General features: G+C 64.1%; 8 protein-coding genes. 3 read left to right on the forward strand and 5 right to left on the reverse strand.

What is annotated here, in order from left to right; all coding sequences use genetic code 11:
• Nucleotides 1-25: 25 nt before the first annotated feature.
• Nucleotides 26-1,060: an ABC transporter substrate-binding protein gene (locus tag JOH52_RS09720; protein WP_010970141.1), complete on the reverse strand. Its 1,035-nt coding sequence runs from the start codon at nt 1,058-1,060 to the stop codon at nt 26-28.
• 37 nt (nt 1,061-1,097) lie between these two features.
• Nucleotides 1,098-2,483 carry a formimidoylglutamate deiminase gene (gene hutF, locus JOH52_RS09725; RefSeq protein WP_010970140.1) on the reverse strand — a complete coding sequence of 462 codons (1,386 nt, stop codon included), beginning with the start codon at nt 2,481-2,483 and terminating at the stop codon, nt 1,098-1,100.
• Nucleotides 2,484-2,611: 128 nt separating this feature from the next.
• On the opposite strand from hutF, the gene hutC reads away from it, so the two are divergent.
• Together hutC and JOH52_RS09735 are read left to right on the forward strand one after the other, a co-directional pair.
• Complete coding sequence (gene hutC, locus JOH52_RS09730; protein WP_003527510.1) at nt 2,612-3,355, forward strand: histidine utilization repressor; 744 nt, start codon at nt 2,612-2,614, stop codon at nt 3,353-3,355.
• A gap of 30 nt (nt 3,356-3,385) precedes the next feature.
• A complete protein-coding gene (locus JOH52_RS09735) occupies nt 3,386-6,316 on the forward strand; it encodes an aminotransferase (protein ID WP_014529882.1) in 2,931 nt (976 codons plus the stop codon).
• 87 nt (nt 6,317-6,403) lie between these two features.
• Here the strand turns inward: JOH52_RS09735 and JOH52_RS09740 are convergent, their stop codons facing one another.
• Nucleotides 6,404-7,414: an amino acid ABC transporter substrate-binding protein gene (locus tag JOH52_RS09740; RefSeq protein ID WP_013844830.1), complete on the reverse strand. Its 1,011-nt coding sequence runs from the start codon at nt 7,412-7,414 to the stop codon at nt 6,404-6,406.
• 99 nt (nt 7,415-7,513) lie between these two features.
• Nucleotides 7,514-10,567, reverse strand: a complete 3,054-nt coding sequence (locus JOH52_RS09745) for an aminotransferase class III-fold pyridoxal phosphate-dependent enzyme (RefSeq protein ID WP_010970137.1) — start codon at nt 10,565-10,567, stop codon at nt 7,514-7,516.
• Nucleotides 10,568-10,612: 45 nt separating this feature from the next.
• Here JOH52_RS09745 and JOH52_RS09750 point away from each other — a divergent pair, with 45 nt between their 5' ends.
• On the forward strand, nt 10,613-11,155 hold the full coding sequence (locus JOH52_RS09750) for an Lrp/AsnC family transcriptional regulator (protein ID WP_003527502.1): 543 nt from the start codon (nt 10,613-10,615) through the stop codon (nt 11,153-11,155).
• A 370-nt stretch (nt 11,156-11,525) separates the two neighbouring features.
• Here the strand turns inward: JOH52_RS09750 and JOH52_RS09755 are convergent, their stop codons facing one another.
• Nucleotides 11,526-12,467, reverse strand: coding sequence for an AraC family transcriptional regulator (locus JOH52_RS09755; RefSeq protein ID WP_010970135.1), 942 nt, complete (start codon nt 12,465-12,467; stop codon nt 11,526-11,528).
• Between the last annotated feature and the right edge of the window lie 99 nt (nt 12,468-12,566).

Here is a 12,566-nt window from a genome sequence, read left to right on the forward strand (position 1 = left end):
GATTGCCGGCCGGAAAGGGCCACCGTTACTTGAGACCGGCTTCGATCTTGCCGCGCGCCTCGTCCGAGACCCACTTGCTCCAGATGTCGCCTTTGGTTTTCAGGAATTCGGCGGCAGCCGCCGTGGCGTCGACCTTGTTGTCGGCCATATAGGCGAGGCTGGCGTTGACCTCATCGAGCGGGAATGTTGCCTTTTCCAGGATCTCGACGATTTCCGGAGCTTCGGAAGCGAAGGTGCTGTTCACGCCATAGGCCACGTCGACGGAGGGAAAGGCGCAGCCTTCGTCGCGTTTGCCGTTGGCGCTGCTCAGTTCTTTCCAGCAGGCTTCGTTATAGGCCGGCTCTTCGAGCTGGATCAGCTTGAATTTCCCCAGGATCGCGGTCGGCGACCAGTAATAGAAGAGGATCGGCTCGCCCTGGAGATAGGCAGAGGTAATCGCCGCGTCGAGCGCTGTCCCCGTTCCGGGGCGGAAGTTCACATAGGTCTCACCGAGCTTGTAGGCCTCGAGCTTGGCGGTGCTCACGCCCTCGCAGGTCCAGCCGGAGGGGCAGTTGAGGAAGCGGCCTTTGGATGGCTCTTCCGGATCGGCGAAAATCTCGGCGATCTTCGGATCGGTAAGCTGTGATACGCTTTTCAGATCCGGCGCCTTGGCTTCGATATTGCGAGCGGGATCGCCGTGGACGACGTAGTCCGGCACGAACCAGCCTTCGCTGGCGCCTACGAAGGTCTTGCCGACTGCAATCACCTTCTTTTCTTCCACCGCCTTGTTCCAGACGTCCGAACGGCCGAGCCATTCCTCGGCGAAAATCTGCACGTCGTTGTTGGCGGTTGCCTGTTCGAGAGTCACGGAATTGCCGGGGATCGAGTCGACCTGGCAGTCGTATCCCTTGGAAAGGATCGTTTTCATGACCTCGGTGATGAAGGCGCCGCTTTCCCAGTCGATGCCGGCGAAGGTCACGGTCTTGCCGTCGCCGCAATAGGAAGCATTGGCGCCGCTGGCGGAAGCCGCCAGCATCAGGCCGGCGGCAGCGAAGGTGAGTCTCATTGTGCTGATCGACATGCGCATTCCCCTTTTTTAAATTGCGATTCTTCGATTGCTATTTGAGCTTGTTCAGAACGCGCGCGAAGGCGCGGTCGATGTCTTCCTCCCGGTCATGCCGTCCATTGCGGATCTTCCATTCGCCCGCGATCATGACGTCGCGAACCGTATCCCCGCCGAGTGCGAAGAGCCAGCGGTCGAGGATCTGGTTGCCGCTTGCCGCGGCGATATAGGGATTGGAGCCGTCGAGAACGACGAGGTCGGCCATGGCGCCGACGCGGATGCCCGGCTCTTCCATTCCGGCCGCTTGTCCGGCCGCTTGGGCGCCGCCCGCAAGCGCCGCATCGAAGATTGACCTGCCGACGGAGGCGCCGGGCGCGGCGAGCCGGTTGCGCCTGCGGTCGCGCAGGCGCTGGCCGTATTCGAGGAGCCGAAGCTCTTCCGCGACGCTCGTCGCGACATGGCTGTCGGTCCCGACCCCGAAGCGGCCGCCTGCGGCAACAAAGTCGACCGCGGGAAAAATTCCGTCGCCGAGATTGGCCTCGGTCGCGGGGCAAAGGCCGGCGACCGCTCCCGAATGGGCGAGCCGTCTCGTCTCGTCGGGCGTCATGTGCGTCGCGTGGATCGCGCACCAGCGCTCGTCCACCGGCATGTTGTCGAGGAGCCATTCGACCGGGCGCCGGCCGCTCCAGGCCAGGCAATCTTCCACTTCGCGGGGTTGCTCGGCGACATGGATGTGGATGGGGCCGGTGAGGGGCGACGATTGCAGGATCTCGCGCATTTCCTCCGGCGTCGCCGCCCGCAGCGAATGGATGGCATAGCCAAGCCTCGCGCCTGTCGCATTGCAAGCGGGCGAGAGCCGCTCGAGCAGCGCGAGGAAGCGGTCCGGATCATGAAGGAAGGGGCGCTGCCCCGCGCTCGGCGCAGCTCCGCCGAAATTGGCATGGGCGTAGAAGACCGGCAGATGGGTGAGGCCGATGCCGGTCGTCTGCGCGGCCCTTAGTATCCGCAGCGACATTTCCGCCGGGTCCGCGTAAGGCGTGCCGTCGAGCTGATGATGAAGGTAGTGGAATTCGACGACACGCCCGAAGCCGCCCTTCAGCATTTCCACATAGAGCTTGGCGGCGATCGCCTCGAGATCGTCCGGGTCGACCAGACCGACGGTGCGATACATCTCCTCCCGCCAGGTCCAGAAGCTGTCGTCGCCTGTTCCGGCCACTTCCGCAAGGCCGGCCATCGCACGCTGGAAGGCGTGGGAATGCAGGTTGGCCATCGCCGGCACAATGGGTCCGGATAGATGCTCGTCGCCCGGCGCCTTCGATTGCCCTGCTTCCACCGCGAGAATGCGTCCCGCCGCGTCGACGGAGATCGCGACGTTCTCGGACCAACCGGTCGGCAGCAGCGCCTGTTCGGCAAACAGTCGATGGGCGGACGAAGCTGTCATGAGAGCCGTTCCTGTACGTGGTTGTATATGGAACTATAGATATTTTGTTGTGGCGCGCAAGTTGGAAATAAAGGAAAACAATCGCTGATTTGCCGGGCCGGCGGCGCCCGGCCGCAACGGAGCATCGCATGGCGGTATTGGGGCGCAAGAGCGACAGGGCGGTTTTCGACGACGGGCCGGTACCGCGCTATGAGGCGGTCAAGCAGTTCATCCGCAGCCGCATCGAAAGCGGCGAATGGCCGCCGCACCATCGCGTACCGTCCGAAAACGATATCGTCGCCGATCTCGGCGTCAGCCGGATGACCGCCAATCGCGCACTTCGCGAACTGGCGAGCGAGGGTGCGATCACGCGGGTCCAGGGAGTAGGGTCCTTCGTGGCTGCCCACAAGGGCAGTACGGCCCTTCTCGAGGTGCGCAATATCGCCGACGAGATTCGCGAGCGCGGACACAGGCATACCTCGCGGATCACGCTGCTTGAGGAGGAGCAGGCAAGCACCGAGGTCGCGGAGGCGCTCGGGCTTGCGGCGAAAGCGCGGGTCTTTCACTCGATCATCGTCCACGCGGAGGACGACGTTCCGATCCAGATCGAGGATCGTTTCGTCAATCCCGCAATCTGCCCCAATTACCTGGAACAGGATTTTACGAGCATGACCCCGAACGTCTATCTGACGTTGGTGGCGCCGATCACGCGGACGGAGCAGATCGTCGAAGCCGTTCTGCCGAAGCCGTGGGAATGCAAGCTCCTTTCGATCGGGCGCGGCGAACCGTGCCTGATGATCCGTCGACGGACCTGGTCGGAAGCTGCAAATGTAACGGTCGCGTGGCTCACCTATCCGGGCACGCGCTATCGTCTGGAAGGTGTTTCGCAGTAAGAACGACACCATCGCAGAGACGGGAAGGAAATGATGGAAGACGAATTGCTGAAGCGCCGCACGCAGCTTGCGAGGCCGGACGTGTCGATCGAAGAGGCGCAGGCAATCCTGGCCCAACATTACGGCCTTTCCGGCGATCTCACCGAACTCGGCAGCCAGCAGGACCGCAACTACCGCGTCGACACAAGCGAGGGGCCTTTTGTCCTGAAGATCGCGAGAGCCGAATATGCGCGGGTTGAGATCGAAGCCCAGAATGCCGCGTTGCGGCATGTCGCTACCAGGCCCGATGCTCCCAAAGTGCCCGAAGTGGTGTCCGCCCTGAGCGGCGAGGAAATCGTTACCGCAGCCGTTCGCGAGGAAACCTATCAGTTCCGCTTGCTCACCTATCTGGACGGCACGCCTCTGACGCGCCGCAGGCACCTGGCCGTGGAAACCGTGGCGGCACTCGGCGATGTTGCAGGCCGGTTGGCGGTCGCACTCAGGGATTTCGATCATCCGGGGCTCGAGCGGGAGTTGCAATGGGACCTCAGAAGGGCAGGGCCGGTGGCGCTTCACCTGCTTTCGGCCATGAGCGACGTCGATCTGCGCAAGCGCATTGCCGAGGCGATGGTCGGCGCCATGCGCAGGGTTCAGCCGCTGATGCCGGACCTGCGCCTGCAGGCGATCCATCAGGACGTCACCGACGACAATGTCGTGAGCCGCGCGGACAGGAGCGGGCGCCTCATCCCGGACGGCGTCATCGATTTCGGCGACGTGCTGAAAGGGTGGGTGGTCGCCGATCTTGCCGTTACCTGCGCATCGCTGCTGCATCATGCGGGCGGTGATCCCTTCCAGATCCTGCCGGCGGTGAAGGCGTTCCATGCCGTCTGCCCTTTGACGGATGCCGAATTGAAGGCGCTCTGGCCGCTGATCGTCGCGCGTGCCTGCGTTCTCGTGGCAAGCACGGCGCAGCAGCTCGAGGTCGATCCGGAAAATGCCTATGTCGAAGGCAATGCCGCGCATGAGCGGGAAATCTTCGACGTTGCGGTTTCCGTCCCTCTCGATCTCATGGAGCATGCGATCGGAGAGGCTGTGGAGCGGTCGCCGCAGCTTTCTCCGCCCGGGATGGGCCGCCGGCTGCTGCCCGAGCTCGACCCTTCGGAAATCGGCATCGTCGATCTCTCCTCGCTCGGCCCGCACCTTCCTGCCGACCGCTGGCATTACGAAGACACCGAAGCCCTGCTCCTGCAATCGGCGGCGCGTGCTGCCGGTGCCGCGGCCACGCGCTATGGCGAGTACCGGCTGACGGAAACCAGGCTCCTGCAGGCGAGCGCCCCCCGGACATTCGCCCTGCACGTCGATTTATGCCTGCATGGGCAGACTGCCGTGCACGCGCCTTTTGCCGGCCGGCTCCACCAGCGCGGCGGCAAGCTGATCTTCTCGGGCGAAGGTCTCCATCTCCATCTTTACGGCGTCGAGGCAGCCGACCTCGCCGAAGAGGCGTTCGAGGCGGGCGCACGGATCGGCGTGGTCCCCGGCGATCCGTCGGCCCTGGGGTTCATGCGCGTTCAGCTTTGCACTACGCCGGAGTTGCACCCGCCCGCCTTCGCGGCATCGCATCAGGCGGGGGCATGGTGCCGGCTTTGCCCGTCGCCCTCGCCCATCCTGGGCTTCGATTGCGATGCGGCCTTGCCGGACGCGGCCGGGCTCCTCGAGCGCCGCCGCCGGCACTATGCCCGGCCGCAGAAGAACTATTACCGCACGCCGCCGCAGATCGAGCGCGGCTGGAAGGAGCATCTCTTCGACGTCGAGGGGCGCGCTTACCTCGATATGGTCAACAACGTCACCCTCGTCGGCCACGGGCATCCGCGCCTGTCGGCTGCGGTCGGGCGGCAATGGTCGCTGCTCAACACCAATTCGCGGTTCCACTATGCTGCCGTGACGGAGTTTTCGGAGCGCCTTGCGGCGCTTGCGCCGGAAGGGCTCGACACTGTCTTTCTCGTCAACAGCGGATCCGAGGCGAACGATCTCGCCATCCGGCTCGCCTGGGCCCATTCCGGAGCGCGCAACATGATCTCGCTGCTCGAGGCCTATCATGGCTGGACGGTCGCGAGCGACGCCGTTTCCACCTCGATCGCCGACAATCCGCAGGCGCTGACGACGCGCCCCGACTGGGTCCATCCCGTCGTCTCGCCGAACACCTATCGCGGCCCGTTCCGCGGGGAGGATTCGACGGTCGGCTATGTCGACGCCGTGTCTCGAAAGCTCGCGGACCTGGACGAGAAGGGCGGGAAGCTCGCCGGCTTCATCTCGGAACCGGTCTACGGCAATGCCGGCGGCATTCCGTTGCCTTCCGGCTATCTGGAAGCGGTCTACGCCATGGTCCGGGAGAGGAGCGGCGTCTGCATCGCCGATGAGGTGCAGGTCGGCTACGGGCGGCTCGGCCATCATTTCTGGGGTTTCGAGCAACAGGGCGTCGTGCCCGATATCATCACCGTCGCCAAGGGCATGGGCAACGGCCATCCGCTGGGCGCGGTCATCACCCGGCGCGAGATTGCCGATGCGCTGGAGAAGGAAGGCTATTTCTTCTCTTCCGCCGGCGGCAGCCCCGTGAGTTCCGTCGTCGGCTTGACCGTCCTCGACATTCTTCACGACGACGCCCTGCAGGAAAATGCCCGCGCGGTCGGCACCCATCTCAAGAGCCGGCTCGAGGCGCTCGGGGACCGGTTTCCGCTCGTCGGCGCCGTTCACGGCATGGGGCTTTACCTGGGCGTCGAATTCGTCCGCGACCGCGAAACGCTCGAACCGGCCACCGAGGAAACCGCGGCGATCTGCGACCGCCTTCTCGATCTCGGCATCGTCATGCAGCCGACCGGAGACCATCTGAACGTCCTGAAGATCAAGCCGCCGCTTTGCCTCGCCCGGGAGAGCGCCGATTTCTTCGCCGATATGCTGGGCCGGGTGCTCGAAGAGGGATGGTAGGAAAAAGGCGCCGCCGGGATTCCCGGCGGCGCGTGCTGCATGTTTTTGTCCTTCGATCGGCTGCGATCGAAGGAAACATGCGGTAGGTCAGCGGACCGGCGGCGCGTAGATCAGGCCGCCGTTGTTCCAGAGCTTGTTGAGACCGCGATCGATCCTGAGCGCGCTCTCCTTGCCCAGGTGGCGCTCGAAGATCTCGCCGTAATTGCCGACCGCGGCCACCGTCTGGTAGGCCCATTTCGGATCGAGCCCGAGCGCCTTGCCGGCTTCGTTGTCGATGCCGAGGAAGCGCTTTTGTGCGGCGGTTCCGCTTTCGAGGAGCGAAGCGGCATTTTCCCGGGTGATGCCCAGCTCCTCTGCCTCTATCATCGCGAAGAGCGTCCAGCGAACGACCTTGAACCATTGATCGTCGCCCTGGCGGACGGCAGGGCCGAGCGGCTCCTTGGAAATGACCTCCGGCAGGACGACGAAGCGGTCAGGGTCGTTGAGCGTCAGCCGCTGCGAATAGAGCGCGGAGGCATCGGTGGAATAGACGTCGCAGCGCCCGGAATTGAAGGCCTGGATCGTCTGGTCCGCCTTTTCGAAGGCGATCACCTGATACTCGATCTTGTTGGCGCTGAAATAGTCCGCCATGTTCTGTTCGGTTGTGGTGCCGGTCTCCGTGCAGACGGAGGCGCCCGAGAGCTCCTTGACGCTCTTCACGCCGATATCGCCGCGCACCATGAAGGCCTGGCCGTCATAATAGTTCACGCCGACGAAGCTCATGCCCAGATCCGTGTCGCGCGAAAGCGTCCAGGTGGTCTGGCGCGAAAGCAGGTCGACCTCGCCGGACTGCAGCGCGGTGAAGCGCTCCTTGGTCGAAAGCGGCACGTATTTCACCTTGTCCGGGCTTCCGAGCGTGGCGGCCGCGACCGCACGGCAGAAATCGATGTCGAAGCCGGACCACTCGCCCTTGTCGTCCGGGGCAGAGAAGCCGAGCACGCCCTGGCTCACGCCGCAACGCAGCTCGCCGCGTTGCTTGACGACGTCGAGGGTTGCGGCCTGCGCCGTGGTGCCGGCAAGAAACGCCGTCGCAAATAATGCCAAAATTCCGGTTTTCATCGTCCCGTTCTCCTCCGTTTTTTGAGACGCAACTATCGGGTTCCGGAACGCGTGCGTCCCGGAGTTGTCTGGTTTTTCGGTGGTGCTTCTACCTCGTGCTTATCCCGCTTGCGCCAGCACGGCCCCGAATGTTTCCTCGAGCACGGCAATCAGATGATCCGCATCCCGCTTCGAAAAGATCATCGGCGGTCGCATCTTCAGCACGTTGTCATGTGGGCCCTCCGTGCCCATCAGCACGCCGCGCTGGCGGGCTCCGTTCGCGACGGCCCGGGCGATCTCCGTCGCCGGCGCCCTGGTCCTGCGGTCGCTGACGAGCTCGATGCCGAGGAAAAGGCCGAGGCCGCGGACGTCGCCGATGACCTCGTAGCGCTCCTGCATGGTCCGGAAGGCGGTGAGAAGATGATTGCCGATATCGAGCGCATTGCGGCGCAGGTCCTCGCCTTCGATGACGTCGAGCACGGCGAGACCGACGGCGCAGGATACCGGGTTGCCGCCGAAGGTGTTGAAATACTCCATGCCATTGTCGAACGACGCCGCGATCTCTCGCGTGGTGACGACCGCGGCAAGCGGATGACCGTCGCCGATCGGCTTGCCCATGGTGACGATATCAGGGACGACGCCTTGCGTCTCGAAGGCCCACCAATGGCTGCCGACCCGGCCGAAGCCGACCTGCACCTCGTCGGCGATGCAGACGCCGCCGGCCTCCCGAACCATGCGGTAGACTTCCTTGAGGTAGCCGTCCGGCAGAAACACCTGGCCTGCGACGCTCGGAATGGATTCGGCGAGGAAGAAACCCGGCGCTTCGCCTCGGGCGCGCATCGCCGCGATCAGCTCGGCCACGTTTTCGGCGAAGCGCTTGCCGTGTTCCTCCAGCGGCCAGGCGGCCGGCGCGTGGTAACTGTCCGGAACGGCCGCCACGTGAACATGCGGCTTCTGGCCCTTTCCGCCCTTGCGGCGGAATTTGTATGCGCTGAGATCGATCAGCTCCTGCGTCGTGCCGTGATAGGCCCAGTCCAAGACGACGGCGTTTTCGCAGCCCGTATGGGCGCGCATCAGGCGCAGGGCGAGACTGTTGGCTTCGGAGCCGCTGTTGGCGAAGGCGGCGACGGCGAGTTCCTTCGGCATCGTGGCCGTCAGCCGCTCGGCATAGGCGACGATGTTGTCGTGCAGGTAGCGCGTGTTGGTGTTGAGCGTCCCTGCTTGCCGGGCCAATGCCTCCACCACGGCGGGATGGGCGTGACCGATGTGGCAGACATTGTTGAAGCAGTCGAGATAGGCGCGGCCGCGATCGTCGATCAGCCAGACGCCTTCGCCGCGCACGAACTTGATCGGTTTCTCGTAGGAGATCGACAGGTTCGGCAGCAGCAGCTCTTTCCGCCGCCTGATGATCTCCTCGTGGGGGCGGCCGCTCTGGTCGTAGAATTCCCGCGCAATGCCGGCAAATGTGCTCGCGTCGGGGAAGAGCTCCGCCCAGACGTCTAGATAGCGCTCCTCGCCGACGCCGAGGATATCCGTCGCTGCGAGACTTGTGTCGGTGGAGATCTGCAGATGCAGATGCGGCGCCCAGCCGCCGTTTTCTTCCGGTGCGCCCATTTCACCGACAAGCGCGCCGGCCTCCAGCCTGTCGCCGGCCTTCAGCCGACCGACGGCCTCATGGGCAAGATGCCCCCAGAGCGTCAGGAAAGGCGGGCAACCGTCGGGTTCATGGCGCAGCGCGATAAGGCAACCGTATCCGAGCGGATCCTTCTCGATCTCGACGCTCGCGACGGTGGCTGCAAGCGGCGTATGGACCTTGGTGCCGGCGGCCATGAAGAGGTCGAGGCCGAGATGGCGCGTGCGGCGGGTCTCTTCGATCAGGCGGGAGACGAACATCTCACCCGAATAGACGGTGCGGGCTTCACCCCAGGGGCCGATGCCGAGCTCGACGCCGGTCGTGCGGCAATGCTCTTCCCATACCGAACGCGCGTCATGCGGCCGTCCGTCCGCCGAACTGACGGTCATCGGATGCGTCGGATCGCCATAGGGGACGAGAGCGGCGGGATAGGTCGCCGCTGGACGATCGAGAAGCGGCAGGAGGCTTTTGCGATTTTCGCCGATCCAGGAGGCGACGGCGTGCGCTCCGGCGACTGTCTCGAAACCGCAGGCCTTTCTCAGGATCGCGGTGGCGAAACGCGGGTTCATCGCATCGAGCTTGCGCAGTAGCGCCCAGGCAGGTCTTTCGCTGATCGCGAGATAGGGATTGTCGGCGGTATGCGCCCGGCGTGATGCGGAGATTGTCACCGAGGTGACCAGCCGCATGGCAATCAGGTCGAAGAGGAGATCGACTTCCTCTTCGAGAAGGGGGTATTCGGCATGGTACCCATTGGCGATCGCAGCCGCAGCGCCGATCGGATCGGGGTGGTCGAGGCCGGCATAGGCGGCGGCGATCGCGACTTCGGCAATGACGGGTGCGTAGAGGGCGTCGCCGAAGTCGATGATACCGGAAATGCGGTCTCGGTCGTCCTCGTCGATGAGGACGTTCCAGTCGTTTGCGTCATTATGGATGACGGCGGAGCGCAGCATCGGGAGCCGCGGGGCGACCCGCTCGTCGAAGCGGTCGAGAAAGCGCTGGAGAAGAGCACGATCCTGGAGATCGGCCACATGTGCGAGCCGACCGGCAGAACGTCCGGCATTGCGTATGTCCCAGTCGAGGTCGCGCAGTGCGCCCGGATGCATGAAGCCCTTGAGCGAGGCATCGAAGCGGCCGAGCATCCGGCCGAGGGAGTGAAGCGCTCCGTCGCTGCGATCGGACTGCGCGAGCGGAGTTCCCGGAACCCAGGTGACCAGCCGCAATCGATGGACCATCCCGCGCCTCGTGGTCGCCGCGAGGTTCGCACCGGACAGTGTCGGCTGCAAATGCGGGACCGGCAGGTCCCCTGCATTTTCGCCGGCGTGCTTCAGCAGCGCTGTCTGGAAGTCGCTTTCGATTTCCGGCTCGGCGCCGTTGACGATCTTCAGAATGTAGCAGCGGCCCTCGCCGGTATTGACCTTGAAGTTCTGGTCCCGCTCGCTGTCCAGCGGCTGAAGTGACCCATCCACGCCGAAGTGCTGCTTAAGGAGGGCCTGCGCTTCCTCGGTCGTGAAATCCGGCGTCGTTTTCAGCATGTCGTTCATGGAGACCCCCGCTCTTGGTCCACGAGAGTTGCACGCCCGCCCGGCATGTGCATCCGGCATTTCGCCGGTTGCACCGGCACTTTGTTTATAATAACCGTCATCTTGCCGGCGCCGCTCGACAGCCGCCCGGCAGTCCCTCTGGCCGGCCGCAGGAGGCAGGAAATCGACGCGACAGACCGAACGATACTCAGCATATTGAGCCGCGAGGCGCGTATTCCCATGAAGTCGCTTGCCGGGCGTATCGGGTTGTCTCGCAGTGCGACGGCCGAGCGCGTCGCGCGGTTGGAGAAGGCCGGCGTCATTCGCGGCTATCGCGCCGACATCGGCCAGTTGGAGGAGGGGCAGATAGAGGCTTTCCTGCTGGTGACGCTGAAGCGGACGCCCTCGCTCGGCGTGCTCGACCGGCTGGCCGGGTTTTCCTCCGTCAGGCGCGTTTTCTCAGTCAGCGGCCAGCTCGATCTCGTGGTGGAAGTGAAGGTCGCGTCGATCAATGCGCTGAACGAACTGCGCAACGAAGTGGCGCAGCTCGACAATGTCGAGGATCTGACGACGTCGATCGTCCTGCGCCGTGATATCGAACGAAGCTGAGCGTCTACGCTCTTCCAGGCGGAAAACCGCGCGCATTTTCCTCATCCCGCTTAGTACCGACTGCGCGACCTGCTGCATGTGTCCTTTGATCGTAGCCGATCAAAGGACAAAAACATGCAGCAGATCAAAGTGCTACAGCGACCTTTGCGCGTCTGATAAGACTCGCGGCGCTGTAGGACACCTATCGGAAGACTGCAATCTCTCCTCACCCTCATCTCTGTGCTCGTCACAGAGATGAGAGCAGCGCCGCGTCTGCGGCGCGGGAGGAGTTCTTTCAGCCCAAGGACTTGGTCTGGCTGGATCCCTGTGACGAGCACAGGGATGAGGAAATCAAACAGGCCGCGGCGTGTATCCCGAATCTCAACAGGCCTTAACCCTCGCTCAGCATTTCAACCTCGCCGCTCGAACGGCCGATGAGGCTGCGGCGGACGCGGCCGACGTCGCGCCTCGGCGGCTCGCCGAAATGGCGGGCATATTCGCGGCTGAACTGGGACTGGCTCTCATAGCCGACCTTGTGGCCGGCATCGCCGGCATCGAGGCGCTCCTCGAGCATCAGCCGCCGTGCCTCCTGCAGGCGCAGCTGCTTCTGGTACTGCAGCGGGCTCATCGCCGTGATCGCCTTGAAATGGTGATGAAGCGAGGAAACGCTCATGCTTACGCGGCTTGCGAGGTCGTCGATGCGCAAGGGGCGGGAATAATGCTCCTTCAGCCAGGACACCGCGCGGCCGATCTGGTGCGGCTGGCTCTCCGTGGTCGCCATCTGGCGGAGCCTGGCGCCGTGCGGTCCGAGCAGCAGCCGATAAAGCAGTTCCTGCTCGACCAGCGGCAGCAGCACCGCAATGTCGTCCGGGCGGTCGAGGAGCCGCAGCAGCCGAAGCGCCGTGTCCTCAAGATCGGGAGTGAGCTTGCTGACCGTCATGCCGCGCGGCGAAGCCGGAGCTTTCGCAGCCTCCGGGCCGATGGCGTCGAGGAGCGCCGGAAGCCTCGTCGTATCGATCTGGAAGACCATGCTGAGATAGGGCTCCTCGGGCGAGGCGAGCGATATCTGAGAGAGAACCGGCAGGTCGATGGAGGTCAAAAGGTAGTCCGAGGCGCCGTAGACGAGGGTTTCCTCACCGAGCACGACACGTTTGGCTCCCTGGACGATGATCGCCAGGCTCGGCTTGTAGGCGGCGCAATTCGGCTTCGCGGAAACGGAATGCCGATGAACGCTCAGCCCCGGCATAATCGTCGGATGATCGCCGTCCTCTCCGGCGATCCGGGCAATGATGTCGATCATTTCCTGACGCGGGATGCGCTGTGATTCTGTCATATTCGGTGGACTTTCCAATACCTTAGATCCGTGCGGAGACAGGGGGCAGATAGGTTGTCGGCGCTGTCCCGCCACCTGGCTTCCACGATTCTCGCAGAA

The sequence above is a fragment of the Sinorhizobium meliloti genome, assembly GCF_017876815.1.
Classification (GTDB): Bacteria; Pseudomonadota; Alphaproteobacteria; order Rhizobiales; family Rhizobiaceae; genus Sinorhizobium; species Sinorhizobium meliloti.

Excerpts from the sequence above, each read along its gene's own strand:
- JOH52_RS09740 (WP_013844830.1), bottom strand. The coding sequence starts at position 7,414 with ATGAAAACCGGAATTTTGGCATTATTTGCGACGGCGTTTCTTGCCGGC.
- JOH52_RS09735 (WP_014529882.1), top strand. The coding sequence starts at position 3,386 with ATGATGGAAGACGAATTGCTGAAGCGCCGCACGCAGCTTGCGAGGCCG.
- JOH52_RS09755 (WP_010970135.1), bottom strand. The coding sequence starts at position 12,467 with ATGACAGAATCACAGCGCATCCCGCGTCAGGAAATGATCGACATCATT.
- JOH52_RS09720 (WP_010970141.1), bottom strand. The coding sequence starts at position 1,060 with ATGTCGATCAGCACAATGAGACTCACCTTCGCTGCCGCCGGCCTGATG.
- JOH52_RS09745 (WP_010970137.1), bottom strand. The coding sequence starts at position 10,567 with ATGAACGACATGCTGAAAACGACGCCGGATTTCACGACCGAGGAAGCG.
- hutF (WP_010970140.1), bottom strand. The coding sequence starts at position 2,483 with ATGACAGCTTCGTCCGCCCATCGACTGTTTGCCGAACAGGCGCTGCTG.
- JOH52_RS09750 (WP_003527502.1), top strand. The coding sequence starts at position 10,613 with ATGTGCATCCGGCATTTCGCCGGTTGCACCGGCACTTTGTTTATAATA.
- hutC (WP_003527510.1), top strand. The coding sequence starts at position 2,612 with ATGGCGGTATTGGGGCGCAAGAGCGACAGGGCGGTTTTCGACGACGGG.